Source organism: Variovorax boronicumulans, from assembly GCF_040544675.1.
GTDB classification, from domain to species: Bacteria; Pseudomonadota; Gammaproteobacteria; order Burkholderiales; family Burkholderiaceae_C; genus Variovorax; species Variovorax boronicumulans_D.
The window spans coordinates 118752-137904 of record NZ_JBEPKK010000007.1 but is presented as its reverse complement, the minus strand read 5'-3'; the positions used below and the strand labels follow the sequence as shown (position 1 = coordinate 137904).

Below are 19153 nucleotides of genomic sequence, written 5' to 3'. Positions count from 1 at the left end.
GGCGGAAATCCCCATGGGGGGATTCCCGCGATTGCGGGGTGTTATTGAAACAAATTGCGTATTTGATGACAGACTGGCGAGATTCACGGGCGCATCCCGGAAGGGAAGACCACCATGATTCTTGTCAAGACACAAACGGGTCAGCAGACCTTGAAGGACCGCTCGGTTCCTCTCTCGCCGCGCCAGCGCTCGGCCTTCATCCTGTTCGATGGCAAGCGCTCGGTCGATGAGGTGCTGGCCAACGGCATGGGCATCGTGCGCGAGGACATCGAACAGATGGTCGCGCTGGGGTTGCTGGAGCCGATGGGAGGCAGTGCCCCCGTGGAGCCCGCGCAGTCCTCCCCGACTGCACCCGCTGCAACGCCGGCGGGCGCTTCAGGGCGCAGCAAGCAGCAGCGCTACAAGGATGCCTACCCCATCGCCACCCAGCTCACGGGCGGCCTCGGGCTGATGGGGTTCCGGCTCAACCTTCAGGTCGAAGGCACGGCGAGTTATGACGACCTGGTGGCGCTGGCGCCCAAGATCCGCGCCGCGGTCGGCGCCGAGAAGGCCGCCGCACTGGACAAAGCCCTCAACGACTGAGGCCGCTTGCCGGGGTGCGAATTCCAGGGCTATAATCGCCGGCTTTGCCTTGCCACACTGCGCCCGACGCTGCAGGTGGCTTTTTCTCTTCCACGGAAGAATCCACAAGGAGTGCCATGCGTCACTATGAAATCATTTTGCTGATCCACCCGGATCAGAGCGAACAAGTTCCGGCCATGCTGGAGCGCTACAAGGGCCTGATCACGGCCGGCGGCGGCAAGATCCACCGCGTTGAAGACTGGGGCCGCCGTCAGCTGGCTTACCAGATCAACAAGCTCAACAAGGCCCACTACCTGTGCGTCAACATTGAAGCCGAACAAGCCGTGATGGGCGAACTCGAACACGCGTTCAAGTTCAACGATGCCGTGCTGCGCCACCTCACCGTCCAGAAGAAGAAGGCCGACACCGGTCCTTCTTCGATGATGAAGACGGTCGAGCGCGAAGAAGCCCGCAAGGCCCAGCAGGCCGAGTACGCCGCCAACAACAACTGATGGTGTGACTGCCGCCGCTGCGGCAAAAGGGGTCAATCAGCTTTTGCTGACCGCCTCGGTTGCCGAACTCGGAGCCTTGCGATACACGCCCGCCGGCCTTCCCGCCATCGACCTCAGACTCGAACACGAGTCGACGCTCGATGAAGCAGGAAAACCCCGGCAGGTGAAGACGGCCCTCAAGGCCGTCGCCTTCGGCGCCATCGCCGAGCGGCTCGCAAGACAGTCGATGGGAAGCCTCTGGCGATTTCAGGGGTTTCTCGCGACACCGGGCAACGGCAAGCATCCGGTCCTGCATGTGCAGGATTTCCAGCAAGATTAATTTTTTCTAGAGGTCCATCATGGCCACGTTCAAGAAATTCAACAAAGACAAGCGCCCCAAGCGCAACACCCAGTCGCTGCTGTTCAAGCGCAAGCGCTTCTGCCGTTTCACCGTCGCTGGCGTCGAAGAAATCGACTACAAGGACATCGACACGCTGCGTGACTTCATCAGCGAAAACGGCAAGATCATCCCCGCACGCCTGACCGGCACGCGCGCGATCTACCAGCGTCAGCTGAACACCGCCATCAAGCGCGCGCGCTTCCTGGCCATGGTGCCGTACAGCGACCAGCACCGCGTCTAAGGAGCAGAGACCATGCAAATCATTCTTCTGGACAAAGTTCTCAACGTCGGCGCCCTGGGCGATATCGTCAAGGTCAAGGACGGCTACGCACGCAACTTCCTGATCCCTTCGGGCCGTGCCCGTCGCGCGACCACCGCCAACAAGGCCGAATTCGAAGCCAAGCGCGTCGAACTCGAGAAGGCCGCGGCCGCCAAGCTGGCCGAGATGCAAGCCCAAGGCGAGAAGCTCGGTGGCACGACCATCAAGCTGACGCAAAAGGCTGGCGTCGACGGTCGCCTGTTCGGCTCGGTCACCAACGGCGACATCGCCGAAGAACTGGGCAAGCAAGGCTACAAGGTTGCCAAGTCGCAAGTGCGCCTGCCCAACGGCCCGATCAAGGTCGTCGGCGACAGCACCGTGAGCGTCGCGCTGCACACCGACGTGGTCGTCGAGATCACCGTCACGGTCTACGGCGAAACCGCCTGATCGTTCGCAGCGCTTCGTGCGCTGAAACAAAAGCCGCCTTCGGGCGGCTTTTGTTTTTTGCCCCGGAGTTTTTCAATGCACTGCACTGGAAGATCACCGTTTATTCACAACCTTGTCCACAGGTGCAGTGCCGTCCGCGGCTTAGCATGCAGGGTTGCAAGGGAAGTCCATGTCCGCCGTTTTCTCCTATGCCGACGGTAATTCGTCGGCCGACCGCCAGATCGCCCAACTGCGTGTCCCGCCGCACTCCATCGAGGCCGAGTCGAGCGTGCTGGGCGGCCTGCTGCTCGACAACTCGGCGTGGGACCGCATGGGCGACTTGCTCGTCGACGGCGACTTCTATCGCCATGAGCACAAGCTGATCTATGCCGCCATCGGCGGGCTGATCAACGCCAGCAAGCCGGCCGACGTCATCACCGTCTACGAGCAGCTGCAGAGCCACGGCAAGGCCGACGAGATCGGCGGGCTGGTGTACCTCAATTCGCTCGCGCAGTACGTGCCGAGCGCGAGCAACATCCGTCGCTATGCGGAGATCGTTCGCGAGCGCTCGATCCTGCGCAAGCTGGTGACCGCCAGCGACGAGATTGCCACCAACGCCTTCAATCCGCAGGGCAAGCCGGTCGACAAGATCCTGGACGAGGCCGAGCAGAAGATCTTCAACATCGGCGAAGAAGGCTCGCGGATGAAGCAGGGCTTCCAGAGCATGGACGCCCTGGTGGTCGAACTGCTCGACCGCGTGACCGAGATGGCCGAAAACCCGAACGACATCACGGGCGTGCGCACCGGCTTTCACGACTTCGACAAGATGACCTCCGGCCTGCAGCCGGGCGACATGATCGTGCTGGCCGCGCGCCCCTCGATGGGCAAGACCTCGCTGGCGATCAACATTGCCGAGCACGTGGCGCTCAACGAGGGGCTGCCCGTGGCGGTGTTCTCGATGGAAATGGGCGCCTCGCAATTGGCGGTGCGTATCGTCGGCTCGATCGGCCGCATCGACCAGGGCCACCTGCGCACCGGCAAGCTCAGCGACGAAGAGTGGCCGCGCCTGACCGAAGCCATCGAGAAGCTGCGCACCGTGTCGCTGCACATCGACGAAACGCCGGGCCTGTCGACCAGCGAACTGCGTGCCAATGCACGCCGGCTGGCGCGCCAATACGGGCGCCTGGGCCTGATCGTGGTCGACTACCTGCAGCTCATGTCGACCAGCACCAGCGGCGACGAGAACCGCGCGACGGCTGTGGGTGAAATCTCACGAGGCCTGAAAATGCTCGCCAAGGAGCTCAAGTGCCCGGTGATCGCGCTGTCTCAGCTCAGCCGCGGCGTCGAAAGCCGCACCGACAAGCGCCCCATGATGAGCGACTTGCGCGAATCCGGCGCCATCGAGCAGGACGCGGACATCATCATGTTCATCTACCGCGACGACTACTACGACAAGAACAGCAAGGAGCCGGGCGTGGCGGAGGTGATCATCAGCAAGCACCGCAACGGCCCCACGGGCACCATCAAGCTGGCCTTCCTCAAGCCGATCACCAAGTTCGAGAACCTGGAAGGCTACAGCCACAGCGATCAGTACTGACGCGAACGGAGTGAGATCATCGGGTCGAAGGACCTTGGGCCTTCGACGGCCATGTCTGCGGTTCCGGCGGTGTCGTGTCCACCTGCCTCGCCTTCATTTGGCGCAGCAGATCGGCCAGCGTCTTGCCCGGTTCGTCGCGAAAGCGCTCGGGCAGCACATCGACCGCGTCCATGCGGTCGACGCGAAATCCGCGAAAGTCATTGCGCAGCTCACACCAGGTCGAGAGCGTCCAGACCTTCCCCCAGTAGAAGCAGCCGAGCGGCCGCACCGTGCGCTCGCTGGCATCGCCTGACACGTCGCGGTAGTTCAGGCGCAGTTTCTGGCGCGCCTGCACGGCCTCGCGCAAGGCCTGCAGCCGCGCGCCCATGACGTCGTCCAGGCCGAGTGCGGGCGCATAGAGCGCCAGCGCTTCCGCCGACACGCGCGCGGCCGGCGGCAGCACCGAGAGGATCTTGCCCAAGCCCGTTTCGATGTCGCGTGCGAGCGCTGGATCGACCCAGCTCTGCGCGAGCCGCGCCGCGGCCACGAGCGCCGAAGCCTCGTCCTGGGTGAACATCAGCGGGGGCAGCTCGAAGCCCACGCCCAGCCGGTAGCCCACGCCGGCTTCGCCCTCGATCGGCACGCCCTGGTGCTGCAGGTCGGCCACGTCGCGGTACACCGTGCGCTCCGACACCTCCAGGCGCTGTGCGAGAAACGCGGCCGTGGTGAGCCGACGCCCGCGGATGAGCTGCACGAGCTGGAACAGGCGGTCGGCGCGGCGCATCAGCGCGTACCGGAGAGCTTCTTGGCGAAGTTCTCGACGAAGTAGCGCTTGCCGCGCTGCACGACCGTGTGGCCCTCGGATTCGAACCTGGCCATCTGCGCCCCGATGCTGCCGGGGTACTTGGGGTGGAGTTCGCCGCCGATCTTGAGGGTGCGCCGGTAGGGCGTCTCGTCCTGAATCTTCGACTCTTCGGTGGCTTGCGCGACCATGTGCGAAAAGATCGCCGTGGTCACGGTGCAGCCGATGGTGGCCAGCTTTTCTTCATGCTCATGCAACTCCGATGTGGATCGCCACCTTGTCCGGCCCCTCGTAGGCTTCGAAATCGCAGCGGTAGCGCCGCGCGATTTCCGGGTGCGCCTCGAAATACTGCCAGATGCGCTGCCAGGTGGCGACCACCATTTGCGGCATCTCGCCCTGACCGTTGAAGACGAGGTAGTCGCCGGCTTCGACGGCCACGCTGTTCGCGCCGTCCGAGACTGCCACGCCGACGGTGATGTCGAACGGGCCATGGGCATCGGATTCGTAGGCGGAGTAGATGCCGAAGATGCGCGTGTCACTCGTGCGGTGAGGCGTCGATTCGTAGGTCTGTTCGCCGAAGAAACGGCCCCACAGTGCGCCGATGCGGGCCGTGGCGGGATCGTTTTCTTCGCGGTTGGTCGTGCGGACCGTGAGACCGGCGACCCGGAAGGCGTCGTGGTGTTGGCGGGCGGGTTCCATGGGTTCTTCTCCTGCAAAGGTGATGTCGTTGTTGTGCCGGTCAGAGCGCGAGTGTTTTCAGGTCGGCCTTCATGGCTCGGGCAATCAATGCCATGTCGGCGTCGGCGATATCGAACATGCCGAAGCGGAACTTGTAGCCCCATTGCTTCGGCGTCTCGATGAAGGCGAGGCGCTCGATCAGCGGCGCGATGGGCGCTTCGTGCGAGGCCGCATAGCTCACATCGCGGCGCCAGGGCACGAAGCCGCCGCCTATGTCGAACTCGTACGGTTCGCCGGGCAGCACGGTGCCGATCGCGACGAAGCTCTGCAGCTTGTCCGTGCCGCCGAACACATTGGCCGGCGCGTAGTAGGCCACGCGGTCGCCCGCGGCGACCCGCTTGAGCGGGCCCAGCTTGCCGTGCCCAACCTGCATGAAGCCGAGCGGCTTGTGGTCGCGCCCGCGCCGGGCATGCTCGGCGCTCGCGACGGCGATCCAGTTGCGCTGTGCCATGACCCTTCAGGCGAGGGCGTGCAGGCCGACTTCGTTACCTTCGGTGTCGCGCAGGTGGGCGATGAAACCCATGCCCGGTGGCAGCGCGGACTTGGGCGCCACGATCTGTCCGCCGGCCGCCTCGACGCGAGAGAGCACGGCGTCGATGCTGGGCATGCAATCGAGGTAGATGCGGGTGCTGCTGCCTGCGCGGGCAGCGGCACTTGCGCCGGCCTGCAAGGCGCCGCCGACGCCTGGGGCGTCATACGGAAAAATAGCCAGCGCCTCGCCGCCGAGATTTTCGCGGCGCAGCTTGCGCGCCAGCACGGTTTCATAGAAGGCCTGGGCACGGTCCAGGTCGCTGACCGGAATCTCGAACCAGGTGATTGCGTTCTGCATGAGGAGCTCTCTTTCGTTGTGTTGGAAGGAGCCTCGATGGTGCGACCCGCCTCCTGACAACGTCTTGTCAGGAGCCTGTCATCGCGGGCGAAAAAAAGCCCGCCATGCCTCTGGGAGCATGCGCGGGCTCGTGCCGAGCTGGCGGCTTTTTTAGAGCACGTCGCTCGCGAAATCAGCCAGCCGCGAGCGTTCGCCGCGCGCCAGCGTGATGTGCCCGCCGTGCGGCCAGCCCTTGAACTTGTCGACCGCGAAGGTGAGGCCCGAGGAGCCTTCCGTCAGGTACGGCGTGTCGATCTGCGCCAGGTTGCCCATGCAGATGATCTTGGTGCCCGGGCCGGCGCGGGTGATCAGCGTCTTCATCTGCTTGGGCGTCAAGTTCTGCGCCTCGTCGATGATCACGTACTTGTTCAGGAAGGTGCGGCCGCGCATGAAGTTCATGCTCTTGACCTTGATGCGGCTGCGGATCAGCTCGTTGGTGGCCGCGCGGCCCCATTCGCCGGCACCGCCGCCGTCACCCTTGGCCAGGAACTCGAGATTGTCGTCGAGCGCGCCCATCCAGGGACCCATCTTTTCTTCCTCGGTGCCGGGGAGAAAGCCGATATCCTCGCCCACGCTCACGGTGGCGCGGGTCATGATGATCTCGGTGTAGCGACGGTCGTCCAGCACCTGCGTGAGGCCCGAGGCCAGCGCCATCAGCGTCTTGCCGGTGCCGGCGGTGCCGGTCAGCGTGACGAAGTCGATCTCCGGGTCCATCAGCAGGTTCATCGCGAAGTTCTGCTCGCGATTGCGCGTGTTCACGCCCCAGACCGCGTTCTTGCCGGAGCTGTAGTCCTTGAGCGTCTTGAGCACCGCGGTCTTGTCGCGGATTTCGGTGACGCGCGCGTACATGCTCGGCTCGCCGGGCGCCTCGAAGAAGACGAACTGGTTGATGTACAGGTTGGGCACGATCGGACCGCTGATGCGATAGAAGGTGTTGCTGCCGCTCTGCCAGCTCTCGACGGTCTTGCTCTGGCGGGTCCAGAAGTCGGGCGGGAGCGCCAGCGAGCCTGCGTAGAGCAGGTCGCCGTCTTCCAGCGTCTTGTCGTTCTGGTAGTCGTCGGCGGCCAGGCCCAGTGCGCGCGCCTTGACGCGCATGTTGATGTCCTTGGACACCAGCACCACTTCCTGCTTCGGCTTGCCCGGCTGGTCCTTGGCGTGGTGGTCGCGCAGCGCCTGCACCACACCGAGGATCTGGTTGTCGGCCTTGCCCTGGGGCAGGCTGACCGGCAGCGAGTAGTCGAGCGGGGCGGTCTGGAAGAACAGGCGGCCGCCGGCTTCGCGATGGCCGGTGGTGTCCAGCTTGAGGCCCTTGTCGATGTCGGCGTCCTGGGCGCCGGCCAGCGCGTCGAGCGTGCGGCTGGTCTGGCGGCCGTTGCGCGCGACTTCCGTGGTGCCCTTCTTGTGGCCGTCGAGCTCTTCCAGCACGATCATCGGCAGGAAGATGTCGTGCTCCTCGAAGCGGAACAGGCACATGGGGTCGTGCAGCAGCACGTTCGTGTCGAGCACGAAGAGCTTGGCCGGACCGGTGGATTTGCTGCGCTTGGGGCGAGCCGGGGCCTGGGGCGCGGCAGCCGGTGCCGGGGCAGGCGCCGGGGGCGTTTGCACCCGGGTCTCGACCTGGATCGCGGCGGGCTGCTGCTGTGGCGCGCTCACGGGCGTGGGAGAGGGTGTAGGCGAGGGCGTCGGTGCCGTCCGCGACCTGGCCCGGCGTGAGGAGCGTGCGGCTTCGCCGCCGCCTGCCGTTTCGGAGCCCACGCTGTCAAACAGCTCCAGTGGCTGCGGGCGGTTCGGGGCTGCTTCGTCGGTGCGCTGATCCTCGGAGCGGCGCGAGCCCCTGTGCGAGGACCGTGCGGGCGCGTCGTGCGCATCCGGCGAGAGCAGTGCGGCGCGTTTCGTGGGGGCGGGAGGCAATGGCATGTGTCAGATCGCTCGCAGGAAGTGGAAACCAGAAAACGAAAAAGCCGCCTGAAGACCTAGGCGGCTTTGTTCGGGGGATGCGGTCGTGGAGCTCAACGGCATGAAACCATTATGCACACCGCAGGCGACGCACCAGAGGCTCTTTGCGGCTTTTACGCACTGCGTTGGGCATTCCCCACGCGATGGCGTCAAGCGAACCCCCGGAGGAAGCTTGCTGCCGTGTCAGGCAGCCTTCTTGAGCGTCTTGACTGCCTTGAGCACGTCGTCGACATGGCCCGGGACCTTGAGTCCGCGCCATTCGGCCTTCAGGATGCCGTCGGCGCCAATGAGGAAGGTGCTGCGTTCGATGCCCTTGACCTTCTTGCCGTACATGATCTTGTTCTTGACCACGCCGAACATGTGGCACATCTTTTCTTCGGTGTCGGCGATGAGTTCGAAGGGAAGCTCGAGCTTGGCCTTGAATTCGTCATGCGACTTCATGTTGTCGCGGGAAACGCCGAAAACGGTGGCACCGGCTTTTTCGAAGTCCTTGTAGCGGTCGCGAAACTGCATGGCTTCTGTGGTGCAACCCGGGGTGTTATCTTTCGGGTAAAAATACATGACCAGCACGTGGCCGAGATGCGAGGTATTCGAGACCTTGAGGCCGCCCGTGGCGTTGGCGTCGAATTCAGGAATGGGTTTGTTGACAACGATCGCCATGAAACTTGTTTTCTCCGTTAGATTCCATGGATCGAGTTCTTTTTCGCAGACTCGATGCACGGAGGATTGGTCGTTGCTAACTTTGGGGTAGCTCGCCTGTTCGCAACCGGCGATTTTACCCCGAAAATACCCCTCTCAGCCAGCGGCGGGGCTCTCCACCAGCAGGGCGGCAATCACATGCCGGCCTTCGCCGGCCAGGATGTTGTAGGTCCTGCAGGCCGCCGGGGTGTCCATGGTCTCGACGCCGGTGCGCTGCGCCATCAGGGGCTGGAGCCAGGCAGGCTGGGGAAACCGGATGCGGGTTCCGCTCCCGAAAATGATCAATTCGGCGCCCAGCGACGCAAGCTGGGCGAAATGTTCGGCGCCAAGTTCGTCGAAACGGGTGCAGTTCCACTCGAAACGCTCGCCGCGAGAGCCGACCACTACGCTGCCCTCGACCTTTTCGTTGTTGATCGCAACCCAGCCGGGGCCGTGCGCGGTGAGGGACTGGGTGTCGGATTTGTCGGGCTGGAGCTTCATGGGGGCGCTGGGAACTGTGGTCAAATTATAGGTTTTCCCCAGTGACACGAGGCCTGCCAGGGCCTTTTGACCTTTGAGTAAACCCGCCCGGGAGGGCCTTTTGAAGCAGCTCAAGAAATCGGCCAAGCTGGCCAACGTTCTCTACGACATCCGCGGCCCCATCATGGACGCCGCCAAGCAGATGGAAGAGGACGGCCAGAAGATCATCAAGCTCAATATCGGCAATCTCGCCGTATTCGGCTTCGATGCGCCCGAGGAAATCCAGCAGGACATGATCCGCAACCTGCCGACCTCGGCGGGCTACTCCGACAGCAAGGGTGTCTTCGCCGCGCGCAAGGCCGTGATGCACGAGACCCAGAAGCAGGGCATTGCCGGTGTCACGCTGGACGACATCTACCTGGGCAACGGCGCCAGCGAACTGATCGCCATGGCCACCAATGCGCTCCTGGACAACGGCGACGAAATGCTGCTGCCCGCCCCCGACTACCCGCTGTGGACCGCGTCCTCCAGCCTGTCGGGCGGCACCCCGGTGCACTACCTGTGCGACGAGGCCAACGGCTGGATGCCCAACCTGGACGACATCCGCGCCAAGATCACGCCCCGCACCAAGGGCATCGTGGTCATCAACCCCAACAACCCGACCGGCGCCCTTTATTCCGACGAGTTGCTCAAGAGCATCGTGGCCATCGCCCGCGAACACAGCCTCGTGATCTTCGCCGACGAGGTCTACGACAAGGTGCTGTACGACGGCGTCAAGCACACCGCCATCGCCAGCCTGTCGACCGACGTGCTCACGCTCACCTTCAATTCGCTTTCCAAGAGTTATCGCTCGTGCGGCTACCGCGCCGGCTGGCTGGTTGTTTCCGGCGACAAGCGCGCAGCACAGGACTACATCGAGGGCCTGAACATGCTCTCGAACATGCGCCTGTGCGCCAACGTGCCGGGCCAGTGGGCCATCCAGACGGCACTGGGCGGCTACCAGAGCATCAACGACCTGGTCTGCGAGGGCGGGCGCCTGCGCCGCCAGCGCGACCTGGCCTACGAACTCATCACCGCCATTCCGGGCGTGAGCTGCGTCAAGCCCAGCGCCGCGCTCTACATGTTCCCCAGGCTCGACCCCGAGGTCTATCCGATCGCGGACGACCGCCAGTTCTTCCTCGAGCTGCTCAAGGAAACCCGCGTGATGCTGGTGCAGGGCACCGGCTTCAACTGGGCCACGCCGGACCATTTCCGCATCGTGTTCCTGCCCCACGAAGACGACCTGCGCGAGGCCATCAACCGCATCGCGAAATTCCTGGAGCAGTACCGCCTGCGCCGCAAGACGAGGTCATGAAATCCGCCTGCATCGCCGCGGCGCTGTCGCTCGCCGCGCTTTCCGCCTATGCCGCGGAAAGAGACCCGATGGCGTTCTCGCACAACGACTGGGAGGTGGCCTGCGACAACACGCGCACCTGCCGCGCGGCGGGCTATCAGTTGGACGCCGGGCCGTCGGACCCCGTGTCGATGCTCATCACCCGCGCCGCGGGTCCGGGCACGGCCATCGACGTCAAGCTGCAGGTCGGCGGTGAGGGCGAGGTCAAAGGGCCGCTGCGGTTCAAGGTTGGCAAGGCCACCGTGTCCGGCCTCGAGGGCGACATCGCCGAGCTCGAGGCGAACCAGGTCCGCACCATCCTTCCCGAATTGCTCAAGGGCGACGAAGCGACCGTCACCGCCGGCGGCAGGACGTGGACGCTGTCGCTGGCCGGTCTCAACGCCGTGCTGCTGAAGATGGACGAGGTGCAAGGCCGTGTCGGCACGCCCGGTGCGCTGGTGCGCCGCGGCGCGAAGCCCGAGTCTTCGGTGCTCCCGCCGGTGCGGGTCCCCACCACGAGCGTATTCAAGCCGCCCAAGGCGCGCCCCGGCGACGATGCATTGGCCGCGCGTATCTTTCCGTCGCTCGACATGGCCGACGTGAAGGAACAGTGCAACAACAGCCAGGAGCTGAACGCCAAATCGCTGGCCGTCCACCGCCTGACCGGCAGCAAGGTTCTCTTGTCCCTGGGCTGCGGCATGGGGGCTTACAACTACTCGAGCCTGCTCTGGATCGCCAACGACAAGCCGCCATATGCGCCCGTGTCCATCGAGGCGAACGGCGACTTCGACGAGAAGGACGCGAGCGTTACCTCGTCCATGAAAGGCCGCGGCATCGGCGACTGCTGGTGGAGCGAGACCTGGAACTTCAACGGCCGCGACTTCGTGCGCACGAGCGCCACCGGCGACGGCATGTGCCGAGGTTTTGCCGGCGGCGCCTGGAGCCTGCCCCGCTACGTCGATCGCGGCGCCACCCCATCCAAACCATGAACGCGACCCTCCCAATGAAACCCATCCAAGTAGGCCTGCTCGGCGCAGGCACGGTCGGCAGCGGCACCTTCAAGGTGCTCCAGCGCAACCAGGAAGAAATCAAGCGCCGCGCCGGCCGCGGCATCGAGATCACCATGGTGGCCGACCTGGACACCGCCCGCGCCCGCGAAGTGGCCGGCGAAGGCGTCAAGGTGGTGGCCGATGCGCGCGAAATCATTGCCAATCCCGACATCGACATCGTCATCGAGCTGATCGGCGGCTACGGCATCGCGAAGCAGCTCGTGCTCGAAGCCATTGCGGCCGGCAAGCATGTGGTCACGGCCAACAAGGCGCTGCTCGCGGTGCACGGCACCGAGATCTTCGCGGCCGCGCATGCCAAGGGCGTGATGGTGGCTTTCGAGGCGGCGGTGGCCGGCGGCATCCCGATCATCAAGGCGCTGCGCGAAGGCCTCACGGCCAACAGCATCCAGTGGCTGGCCGGCATCATCAACGGCACCACCAACTTCATCCTCTCGGAGATGCGCGACAAGGGCCTGGACTTCGCCACCGTGCTGAAGGAAGCCCAGCGCCTGGGTTACGCCGAAGCGGACCCCACCTTCGACATCGAAGGCGTGGACGCCGGCCACAAGGTCACGCTGATGAGCGCCATCGCGTTCGGCATTCCGGTGCAATTCGACAAGGCGCACATCGAGGGCATCACCAAGCTCGCCGCGCAGGACATCAAGTACGCCGAGCAGCTCGGCTACCGCATCAAGCTCCTGGGCATCACCAAGCGCACGCCCAAGGGCATCGAGCTGCGCGTGCACCCGTCGCTCGTGCCGTCCAAGCGCCTGCTGGCGAATGTCGAAGGCGCGATGAACGCGGTGGTGGTGCACGGCGACGCCGTCGGCACCACGCTCTACTACGGCAAGGGCGCCGGCAGCGAGCCGACCGCGAGCGCAGTGATCGCCGACCTGGTCGACATCACCCGCCTGCACACGGCCGACGCCGCGCACCGCGTGCCGCACCTGGCCTTCCACCCCGATGCGATGAGCGACCTGAAGGTGCTGCCGATGGCCGAGGTCGTCACCAGCTACTACCTGCGCCTGCGCGTGGCCGACCAGGCCGGCGTGCTCGCCAAGGTCACGGGGCTGCTGGCCACCGCCGGCATCAGCATCGACGCGGTGCTGCAGCGCGAAGCCGACGAAGTGGGCGGCGAGGGCTCCACGCAGACCGACCTGATCATCCTCACCCACGACGCGCGCGAAGGCACCGTCGACGACGTGCTGGCCGAGCTTCAGGCGCTGCCGACCGTGCTCGAACCCATCGTGCGCATCCGCAAGGAAGAGTTGAAGTGAACTATCTGAGCACCCGCGGCCACCCGGACCGCAAGCGCTTCTGCGAAATCCTGCTCGAAGGCCTCGCGCCCGATGGCGGCCTGTACCTGCCCGAGCAGTACCCGCAGGTCGATACCGCCACGCTCGCGAAGTGGCGCGATCTGCCCTATGCCGAGCTGGCCTTCGAGATCCTCTCGCTCTACATCGACGACATTCCGCCCGCCGACCTGAAGGCGATCTGCGCCAGGACCTACACCGCCGAGGTGTTCGGCACCGACGAGATCGTGCCGCTGCGCGAGCTCGAAGACGGCGTGTACATCGAAGCCCTGTCCAACGGCCCCACGCTGGCCTTCAAGGACATGGCGATGCAACTGCTGGGCAACCTGTTCGAGTACGAACTGGCCCGCCGCGGCGCAGAGCTCAACATCCTGGGCGCCACCAGCGGCGACACCGGCAGCGCGGCCGAGTACGCCATGCGCGGCAAGACGGGCGTGCGCGTCTTCATGACCTCGCCGGACGGCCGCATGAGCCCGTTCCAGCAGGCGCAGATGTTCAGCCTGCAGGACGACAACATCCACAACATAGCCATCACCGGCGTGTTCGACGACTGCCAGGACATCGTGAAGGCGGTGTCCAACGACCTGGGCTTCAAGCGCAAGTACCGCATCGGCACCGTCAACTCGATCAACTGGGCGCGGCTGCTCGCGCAGGTCGTCTACTACTTCGCGGGCTACTTCCAGGCCACCGCGAGCAACGACAAGCCGGTGAGCTTCACCGTACCCTCGGGCAACTTCGGCAACGTCTGCGCGGGCCACGTGGCGCGCATGATGGGCCTGCCCATCCAGACGCTGGTGGTCGCCACCAACGAGAACGACGTGCTCGACGAGTTCTTCCGCACCGGCATCTACCGCGTGCGCGGTGCCGTCGACACGCACGAGACCTCCAGCCCCTCGATGGACATCAGCAAGGCCAGCAATTTCGAGCGCTTCGTGTTCGACCTGGTCGGCCGCGACGCAGGCAGGCTGCGCAAGCTCTTCGTCGAAGACCTGGGCCTGGAAGGCCGCTTCGACCTGAGCGCCGACCCGGCCTTCGAGCAGGCGGCTGAGCGCTTCGGCTTCAAGAGCAGCCGCAGCACGCACGCCGACCGCCTGGCCACCATCCGCGACACCGAGAAGCGCTTTGCCACGCTGATCGACCCGCACACGGCCGACGGCCTGAAGGCCGCGCGCGAGCACCTCGCGCCGGGCGTGCCGATGGTGGTGCTCGAAACCGCATTGCCCATCAAGTTCGCCGCCACCATCGTCGAGGCGCTGGGTCATGAGCCCGACCGGCCTGCGAAGTTCGAAGGCATCGAGGCGCTGCCCAAGCGCGTGGTCAAGCTGCCGGCCGATGCCGAAGCGGTCAAGGCCTACATCGCCGAAAACTGTGACTGACGTCCTCGGCTGTCCGGCATGAAGGTCGTCGGCTTTGCCGGTTACTCGGGCGCGGGCAAGACCACGCTGCTCGAGCGTCTGATTCCGGCGCTCAAGCGGCTGGGGCAACGCGTGTCGGTGGTCAAGCACGCGCACCACAAGTTCGACATCGACCATCCGGGCAAGGACACCTGGCGCCATCGGGAAGCTGGAGCCTTCGAGGTGGTCGTCGCTTCCGGCAAGCGCCTGGCGCTGATGCGCGAGTTCGAGCAGCCGGCCGAGCTCAGCGTGCACCAGCTTCTGGCCGAGCTGCATCCGGCCGCCGACTGGGTGCTGGTCGAAGGATTCCGGCACAGCGACGTGCACAAGATCGAGGTCTGGCGCCCGCCCGAGGACGGCCAGCCGACTCGGCCCCTGCTCTATGCCGACGATCCGTTCGTCACCGCCATCGCCACCGATGCACCGGCCAGCCTGCCGTCGCCCACCGAGCGGCCGCTGTTCGACCTCAACGACGCCGAGGCCATCGCGCAGTGGCTCATCGCCCATGGCGAGCGCTTCGAGTACAACCCGGAACACCATGGCTGACACACCCGTTCCGTTCTCCGCGTCCAACGCGCGGCCCCCGCTCATGCCGCTGGATGAGGCCATCGCGCAATTGCTGGCCAAGGCCGTGCCGAAGCTTGCCGACGAAAGCGTCATCACTTTGGACGCCGACGGCCGCGTGCTGGCGGAAGACCTGGTCTCCGGCCTCACCGTGCCACCGCGCGACAACAGCGCGATGGACGGCTACGCGGTGCGTGCGGCCGACTGCGCCACGCCCGGCGCGTTGCTGCCGGTGACGCAGCGCATTCCCGCGGGCACCGTCGGCACGCCGCTCGCGGCCGGCACCGCGGCGCGCATCTTCACCGGTGCGCAGATTCCCGAGGGCGCCGATGCGGTCGTGATGCAGGAAGACACCGGCGCCACACCGCAGGAAGGCAGCCTGGGTTCGGTGCGTGTTGCGATCGTTCCGGTGGCCGGGCAATGGGTCCGACGCGCGGGCGAAGACGTGGCCTCCGGCGACGTCGTCTTGAGGAAGGGTGAACGGCTCACGCCAGCCGCGCTCGGCCTCGCGGCCAGCGTGGGCTTTCACAAACTGCGGGTGGCACGCAAGCCGCGCGTGGCGATGCTCTCCACCGGCGACGAGCTGGTGATGCCCGGCGAGGTCGCGCCCGACGCGATGGCGCCCGGCGCGATCTACAACTCCAACCGTTTCTTCATGCGCGCCTTGCTGCACAGGCTGGGCTGCGAGGTGAACGACCTGGGCATCGTGGCCGACAACCGCGAGACCACCATCGCCGCCTTGCGCGATGCTGCAGAGACCAGCGACGTGATCATCACGACCGGCGGTGTCTCCGTCGGCGAAGAAGACCACATCCGCGCCGCGCTGCAGACGCTGGGTGAACTGCAGCTGTGGTCGCTGTCGATGAAGCCCGGCAAGCCTTTCGCTTATGGCTCCATTGCGCGCAGCAACGGGCAGGGTGTTTGCCACGTCACGGGGTTGCCCGGCAACCCGGTGTCCAGCTTCCTGACTTTCCTGATGCTCGTGCGCCCTTTCCTGCTGACGCTGCAAGGCGCCGATCGCGTGACGCCCGAGGCCGTGCAGATGCGCGCCGATTTCGACTGGCCGCGTGCCGACAAGCGCCGCGAGTTCCTCCGCGCACGGCGCAACGCCGCGGGCGGGCTCGACCTGTTCGCCAACCAGAGCTCGGGCGTGCTGACCTCGATGGTCTGGGGCGACGGCGTGGTCGACAACCCCTCGGGCCGGACGATCAAGTCCGGCGACACCGTGAATTTCATTCCTTTCGCCTCGCTGCTCGCCTGATACGCCCATGAAGGTCCAGATCCGCTATTTCGCCTCGGTGCGCGAGGCGCTCTCCACGAGCAACGAAACCGTCGATACCCGTGCCGAAACGCTCGCCGCGCTGCGCGACGAACTCATCACACGCGGCGGCGCGCACGCCACCGCCCTCGCGCGCGGCAAGGCGGTGCGCATGGCGCTCGACCAGGTCATGAGCGACGAAGCCGCAGTCCTGCACGAGGGCTGCGAAGTCGCCTTCTTCCCGCCGGTTACGGGCGGCTGAGCCGCGCGTCCAGCGCCACCAGGCGCTCGCGCAGATCGTCGGAGGCGCGGGTCATCGGTGAGCGAAGCTCGTCGCGCATCGAACCGTCGCTGGCCAGCAGCGCCTTCAGCGGGCCGGGGTTCGCTTCGGCAAACAGCATCTCGATCAGCGGCTGCAGCGGTTGCCATTCGGCGCGGGCCTCGGCGACGCGGTTGTCGGCCAGGAGACGCAGCACCTGCACGAAGCGCTTCGTCTGCACATGCCCGCTGGCCGCGATGGCGCCCACGCCGCCTTCGGCCACCGTCGAGAAGATCTGGTGGTCTTCGCCCGACAGCACCTGAAGGCGGCCATCGGCGATCAGGGCGCGCGTCTTGGCCATGTCGCCGCCGCAGTCCTTGATGCCGCTGATGCGCGGGTGTGCGGCGAGCGCCAGCAGTGTTTCGCGCGAGAGGGTGGCGCCGGTGCGGTAGGGAATGTCGTAGATCAAGACCGACACCGCGCTCGCGTCGGCGATCGCGCGGAACCATTCGAGGAGGCCTGCCTGCGACGGGCGGATGTAGTGCGGCGCGGGCACAAGAAGGCCCGCGAGCGTCCGCTCCGAGAGCTTGCGCACCCAGGCCGTCGTCTTGCCCAGGTGGTAGCCCGAGAGGCCCATGACGACCGGCAGTCCGCCGGCGGCGGCTTGCACCGTGTCGAGCGAAGCCAGCTGCTCCGCCTCGTCGAGCGCGGCGGCTTCGCCGGTCGACCCGCAGACCACGAAGCCGGCCACGCCGTGGTCCGCCAGGCGGCGGGTGAGCGCAGCGAGCGCCGCATGGTCGACTGCGCCGTCCCGGAACGGTGTGACGAGCGGAATCCAGAGGCCCGAAAAATCAGGCGTGGGGGAGGTTGTCTGTTGTTGTGGCACGCAGGCTTCCTTTCAGGAATCGACCGATGGAAAGAACCACCGTCCGATGCGCGCACAACCATGCAGGGTCAAAGCCTTGGGCAGGTTCCGTCGCTCATCCGACGACGGAACCGCAGCTCCGGTCAGACGAGCTTGGGTTTTTTGGCTTTGCTGCCCTGGCGCGCGCAACGGCTCCCCGGGTGCGAAAGCACCGTGGAGAACGTGGCGAGGCAAGGCATGGGCGCAGTCTATCTCGATGACACAATCCGGACATGAGCGTTGCGCGTGTTTCGATCCAGACGGGTGATTTCGACCTGAGCCAGGAGCTTGCCACGTTGCGCGCGGGCGACAAGCGGGTGGGCGCCGTCTGCAGCTTCATCGGCACAGTAAGGGACCGCAACGATGGCAGCACCGTTGCCTCGATGGAACTGGAGCACTACCCAGGCATGACCGAGAAAGCCATCGAGGCCATGATCGACGAGGCGCACAAGCGCTTCGACATCCTCGGCGCCCGCGTGATCCACCGCGTGGGCCTGCTGCAGCCGCTGGACCAGATCATGATGGTGGCGGTGGTCTCGGCCCATCGCGGCCAGAGCTTCGAGGCCTGCGAGTTCCTGATGGACTACCTCAAGACCCAGGCCCCGTTCTGGAAAAAAGAACAGACGCCCGAAGGCGCCCGCTGGGTCGATGCGCGCGTCAGCGACGACGCGGCGTTGGCGCGCTGGGGCATCACGGCCCCGAACGCTTAAAGAGGCTTAAAGAGGCTTGAAGCCGCTGGCCTGGATGATCCGCTCCCAGGTCTGCGTGTAGCTGCGCACGCGGCCCGCGAACTGGCCCTGCGGCTCGTAGCCGACCGTGAGGCCCATCGTCGTGAGCTTCTGCTTCACATCCGGCATCGCCAGCACCTTCTGCAGCGCATCGCCGTACTTGTCGATGATCGGCTGCGGCGTGCCCACCGGCGCGAAGATGCCGTAGTAGGGAAGGTCTTCCAGGTTCGAGAAGCCGAGTTCGGTGAAGGTCGGCACGTTCGGAATCACCGCCTGGCGCTTGGCGCCGATGGAGGCCACGATGCGCACCTTGCCCGCCTTGTGGTTCTCGATGAAGTCCGGCACCGAAGCGATGCCCGCGGTGATCTGGTTGCCCAGCATGTCGGCCACCATGGGCGCGCTGCCACGGTAGGGCGCGGGCTGCACGTCGATCTTGTACGTGTCCGAGATCATCTTCACGAGGAACTCGGGAATCGACGCGGGCGCGGGGATGCCGATGGTCTCCTTGCCATCCTTGGCGGTGCGGACCCACTTCACGTACTCGTCGATGCTCTTGGCCGGCGTGCCGCCCGAAACGGCCAGCACGTTGGCGAAGGTGGCGAAACCGGCTACGGGCACGAAGTCGGTGGCGGGGTTGAAGCCGGGGTTCTTCACGACCTGCGGCAGGATCGAGATGGTGTGGTCGTGCGTGAGGAACAGCGTGTGGCCGTCGGCAGGCGAGGACTTCAGCACCGTCGCGGCGATCTGCCCGCCCGCGCCGGCGCGGTTTTCCACCACCACCGGCACGCCCAGCACGTCCTTGAGCTTTTCGCCCAGCGTGCGCGCAATGGCGTCGGTGCCCGCGCCCGCCGGAAAGCCCACGAGCAGGCGGATGGGGGTGCTGCCTTGCGCCTGCGCAAGACCCGACAGGCCCACGGCGGCTAGAAAGAGGCTCGCGCTGACCGCCCTGCGGATCGGCTGCATGCGCTGCATTGAAAAAACCATGATCGACTCCATTCGAGAGAGAGAAATGCCTACGGCATGAAAGTGCAGGGCACCGTGCAATACCCGTGCCCGCAGCGCGAGTCCGGTTTGCAA

General features: G+C 65.6%; 24 protein-coding genes. 14 read left to right on the top strand and 10 right to left on the bottom strand.

All coding sequences use genetic code 11. The features are described from left to right. The first annotated feature begins 114 nt into the window (after window positions 1–114). From ABIC90_RS14640 to dnaB, 6 genes are all read left to right on the top strand, one after another. A complete protein-coding gene (locus ABIC90_RS14640; protein ID WP_354355039.1) occupies window positions 115–582 on the top strand; it encodes a hypothetical protein in 468 nt (155 codons plus the stop codon). Between the two features lie 116 nt (window positions 583–698). After that, on the top strand, window positions 699–1073 hold the full coding sequence (rpsF, locus tag ABIC90_RS14635; protein ID WP_093125029.1) for a 30S ribosomal protein S6: 375 nt from the start codon (window positions 699–701) through the stop codon (window positions 1071–1073). 4 nt (window positions 1074–1077) lie between these two features. Beyond that, window positions 1078–1392 (top strand): primosomal replication protein N, encoded by a 315-nt coding sequence (priB, locus tag ABIC90_RS14630; protein ID WP_354355036.1) that lies wholly within the window; start codon window positions 1078–1080, stop codon window positions 1390–1392. A gap of 19 nt (window positions 1393–1411) precedes the next feature. After that, window positions 1412–1693, top strand: coding sequence for a 30S ribosomal protein S18 (gene rpsR / locus ABIC90_RS14625; RefSeq protein WP_007830781.1), 282 nt, complete (start codon window positions 1412–1414; stop codon window positions 1691–1693). 12 nt (window positions 1694–1705) lie between these two features. Next, a complete protein-coding gene (gene rplI, locus ABIC90_RS14620; RefSeq protein ID WP_354355034.1) occupies window positions 1706–2158 on the top strand; it encodes a 50S ribosomal protein L9 in 453 nt (150 codons plus the stop codon). A 169-nt stretch (window positions 2159–2327) separates the two neighbouring features. Further along, window positions 2328–3734 (top strand): replicative DNA helicase, encoded by a 1407-nt coding sequence (gene dnaB, locus ABIC90_RS14615; RefSeq protein WP_354355032.1) that lies wholly within the window; start codon window positions 2328–2330, stop codon window positions 3732–3734. A 16-nt stretch (window positions 3735–3750) separates the two neighbouring features. On the opposite strand, the gene ABIC90_RS14610 is transcribed toward dnaB, so the two are convergent. From ABIC90_RS14610 to ABIC90_RS14575, 8 genes are all read right to left on the bottom strand, one after another. Continuing rightward, complete coding sequence (locus tag ABIC90_RS14610) at window positions 3751–4497, bottom strand: helix-turn-helix transcriptional regulator (protein WP_354355030.1); 747 nt, start codon at window positions 4495–4497, stop codon at window positions 3751–3753. Then, on the bottom strand, window positions 4497–4772 hold the full coding sequence (locus ABIC90_RS14605; RefSeq protein ID WP_354355028.1) for a hypothetical protein: 276 nt from the start codon (window positions 4770–4772) through the stop codon (window positions 4497–4499). Before ABIC90_RS14605 ends, ABIC90_RS14610 begins: the two co-directional genes overlap by 1 nt. Beyond that, window positions 4765–5214, bottom strand: a complete 450-nt coding sequence (locus ABIC90_RS14600; RefSeq protein ID WP_354355026.1) for a GyrI-like domain-containing protein — start codon at window positions 5212–5214, stop codon at window positions 4765–4767. The genes ABIC90_RS14605 and ABIC90_RS14600 overlap by 8 nt, the downstream gene beginning before the upstream one ends. 40 nt (window positions 5215–5254) lie before the next feature. Continuing rightward, window positions 5255–5704, bottom strand: a complete 450-nt coding sequence (locus ABIC90_RS14595) for an EVE domain-containing protein (RefSeq protein WP_354355024.1) — start codon at window positions 5702–5704, stop codon at window positions 5255–5257. 6 nt (window positions 5705–5710) lie between these two features. After that, window positions 5711–6082: a VOC family protein gene (locus tag ABIC90_RS14590; RefSeq protein ID WP_354355022.1), complete on the bottom strand. Its 372-nt coding sequence runs from the start codon at window positions 6080–6082 to the stop codon at window positions 5711–5713. Between the two features lie 150 nt (window positions 6083–6232). Continuing rightward, a complete protein-coding gene (locus ABIC90_RS14585) occupies window positions 6233–8038 on the bottom strand; it encodes a PhoH family protein (RefSeq protein WP_354355020.1) in 1806 nt (601 codons plus the stop codon). Window positions 8039–8260: 222 nt separating this feature from the next. Next, on the bottom strand, window positions 8261–8737 hold the full coding sequence (locus tag ABIC90_RS14580; RefSeq protein ID WP_056520654.1) for a peroxiredoxin: 477 nt from the start codon (window positions 8735–8737) through the stop codon (window positions 8261–8263). A gap of 135 nt (window positions 8738–8872) precedes the next feature. Next, window positions 8873–9256 carry an Mth938-like domain-containing protein gene (locus ABIC90_RS14575; RefSeq protein ID WP_354355017.1) on the bottom strand — a complete coding sequence of 128 codons (384 nt, stop codon included), beginning with the start codon at window positions 9254–9256 and terminating at the stop codon, window positions 8873–8875. 100 nt (window positions 9257–9356) lie between these two features. Here ABIC90_RS14575 and ABIC90_RS14570 point away from each other — a divergent pair, with 100 nt between their 5' ends. The 7 genes from ABIC90_RS14570 to moaD are packed head-to-tail and all read left to right on the top strand — an operon-like array spanning window position 9357 to window position 16447. Next, entirely contained in the window at window positions 9357–10589 is a 1233-nt protein-coding gene (locus tag ABIC90_RS14570; protein ID WP_354355015.1) for a pyridoxal phosphate-dependent aminotransferase, read from the top strand. Next, window positions 10586–11596 carry a DUF1176 domain-containing protein gene (locus ABIC90_RS14565; RefSeq protein ID WP_354355013.1) on the top strand — a complete coding sequence of 337 codons (1011 nt, stop codon included), beginning with the start codon at window positions 10586–10588 and terminating at the stop codon, window positions 11594–11596. Before ABIC90_RS14570 ends, ABIC90_RS14565 begins: the two co-directional genes overlap by 4 nt. 14 nt (window positions 11597–11610) lie before the next feature. Further along, on the top strand, window positions 11611–12933 hold the full coding sequence (locus tag ABIC90_RS14560) for a homoserine dehydrogenase (RefSeq protein ID WP_354355011.1): 1323 nt from the start codon (window positions 11611–11613) through the stop codon (window positions 12931–12933). Next, window positions 12930–14345 (top strand): threonine synthase, encoded by a 1416-nt coding sequence (thrC, locus tag ABIC90_RS14555; RefSeq protein ID WP_354355009.1) that lies wholly within the window; start codon window positions 12930–12932, stop codon window positions 14343–14345. Before ABIC90_RS14560 ends, thrC begins: the two co-directional genes overlap by 4 nt. Before the next feature lie 18 nt (window positions 14346–14363). Then, the gene (mobB, locus tag ABIC90_RS14550) at window positions 14364–14909 is read left to right on the top strand and encodes a molybdopterin-guanine dinucleotide biosynthesis protein B (protein WP_354355007.1); all 546 of its coding nucleotides are present in this window, start codon (window positions 14364–14366) and stop codon (window positions 14907–14909) included. Then, window positions 14902–16188, top strand: a complete 1287-nt coding sequence (locus ABIC90_RS14545) for a molybdopterin molybdotransferase MoeA (protein ID WP_354355005.1) — start codon at window positions 14902–14904, stop codon at window positions 16186–16188. The genes mobB and ABIC90_RS14545 overlap by 8 nt, the downstream gene beginning before the upstream one ends. Window positions 16189–16195: 7 nt before the next feature. Next, window positions 16196–16447, top strand: a complete 252-nt coding sequence (gene moaD / locus ABIC90_RS14540; RefSeq protein ID WP_354355003.1) for a molybdopterin converting factor subunit 1 — start codon at window positions 16196–16198, stop codon at window positions 16445–16447. Here moaD and ABIC90_RS14535 read toward each other — a convergent pair. Then, the gene (locus ABIC90_RS14535; RefSeq protein WP_354355001.1) at window positions 16434–17330 is read right to left on the bottom strand and encodes a 4-hydroxy-tetrahydrodipicolinate synthase family protein; all 897 of its coding nucleotides are present in this window, start codon (window positions 17328–17330) and stop codon (window positions 16434–16436) included. The two genes, moaD and ABIC90_RS14535, sit on opposite strands and share 14 nt — an antisense overlap. 251 nt (window positions 17331–17581) lie before the next feature. Between ABIC90_RS14535 and ABIC90_RS14530 the strand changes: the two genes are divergently transcribed. Next, window positions 17582–18058, top strand: coding sequence for a molybdenum cofactor biosynthesis protein MoaE (locus ABIC90_RS14530; protein WP_354354999.1), 477 nt, complete (start codon window positions 17582–17584; stop codon window positions 18056–18058). A gap of 6 nt (window positions 18059–18064) precedes the next feature. On the opposite strand, the gene ABIC90_RS14525 is transcribed toward ABIC90_RS14530, so the two are convergent. Beyond that, the gene (locus ABIC90_RS14525; protein WP_354354997.1) at window positions 18065–19060 is read right to left on the bottom strand and encodes a Bug family tripartite tricarboxylate transporter substrate binding protein; all 996 of its coding nucleotides are present in this window, start codon (window positions 19058–19060) and stop codon (window positions 18065–18067) included. Window positions 19061–19153: the final 93 nt, after the last annotated feature.

What these genes read in the sequence shown, in the direction of transcription:
- ABIC90_RS14640 (WP_354355039.1), top strand. Translation starts at nt 115, where the DNA reads ATGATTCTTGTCAAGACACAAACGGGTCAGCAGACCTTGAAGGACCGC.
- rpsF (WP_093125029.1), top strand. Translation starts at nt 699, where the DNA reads ATGCGTCACTATGAAATCATTTTGCTGATCCACCCGGATCAGAGCGAA.
- rpsR (WP_007830781.1), top strand. Translation starts at nt 1,412, where the DNA reads ATGGCCACGTTCAAGAAATTCAACAAAGACAAGCGCCCCAAGCGCAAC.
- rplI (WP_354355034.1), top strand. Translation starts at nt 1,706, where the DNA reads ATGCAAATCATTCTTCTGGACAAAGTTCTCAACGTCGGCGCCCTGGGC.
- dnaB (WP_354355032.1), top strand. Translation starts at nt 2,328, where the DNA reads ATGTCCGCCGTTTTCTCCTATGCCGACGGTAATTCGTCGGCCGACCGC.
- ABIC90_RS14610 (WP_354355030.1), bottom strand. Translation starts at nt 4,497, where the DNA reads ATGCGCCGCGCCGACCGCCTGTTCCAGCTCGTGCAGCTCATCCGCGGG.
- ABIC90_RS14600 (WP_354355026.1), bottom strand. Translation starts at nt 5,214, where the DNA reads ATGGAACCCGCCCGCCAACACCACGACGCCTTCCGGGTCGCCGGTCTC.
- ABIC90_RS14595 (WP_354355024.1), bottom strand. Translation starts at nt 5,704, where the DNA reads ATGGCACAGCGCAACTGGATCGCCGTCGCGAGCGCCGAGCATGCCCGG.
- ABIC90_RS14590 (WP_354355022.1), bottom strand. Translation starts at nt 6,082, where the DNA reads ATGCAGAACGCAATCACCTGGTTCGAGATTCCGGTCAGCGACCTGGAC.
- ABIC90_RS14585 (WP_354355020.1), bottom strand. Translation starts at nt 8,038, where the DNA reads ATGCCATTGCCTCCCGCCCCCACGAAACGCGCCGCACTGCTCTCGCCG.
- ABIC90_RS14580 (WP_056520654.1), bottom strand. Translation starts at nt 8,737, where the DNA reads ATGGCGATCGTTGTCAACAAACCCATTCCTGAATTCGACGCCAACGCC.
- ABIC90_RS14575 (WP_354355017.1), bottom strand. Translation starts at nt 9,256, where the DNA reads ATGAAGCTCCAGCCCGACAAATCCGACACCCAGTCCCTCACCGCGCAC.
- ABIC90_RS14565 (WP_354355013.1), top strand. Translation starts at nt 10,586, where the DNA reads ATGAAATCCGCCTGCATCGCCGCGGCGCTGTCGCTCGCCGCGCTTTCC.
- ABIC90_RS14560 (WP_354355011.1), top strand. Translation starts at nt 11,611, where the DNA reads ATGAAACCCATCCAAGTAGGCCTGCTCGGCGCAGGCACGGTCGGCAGC.
- mobB (WP_354355007.1), top strand. Translation starts at nt 14,364, where the DNA reads ATGAAGGTCGTCGGCTTTGCCGGTTACTCGGGCGCGGGCAAGACCACG.
- ABIC90_RS14545 (WP_354355005.1), top strand. Translation starts at nt 14,902, where the DNA reads ATGGCTGACACACCCGTTCCGTTCTCCGCGTCCAACGCGCGGCCCCCG.
- moaD (WP_354355003.1), top strand. Translation starts at nt 16,196, where the DNA reads ATGAAGGTCCAGATCCGCTATTTCGCCTCGGTGCGCGAGGCGCTCTCC.
- ABIC90_RS14530 (WP_354354999.1), top strand. Translation starts at nt 17,582, where the DNA reads ATGAGCGTTGCGCGTGTTTCGATCCAGACGGGTGATTTCGACCTGAGC.
- ABIC90_RS14525 (WP_354354997.1), bottom strand. Translation starts at nt 19,060, where the DNA reads ATGGTTTTTTCAATGCAGCGCATGCAGCCGATCCGCAGGGCGGTCAGC.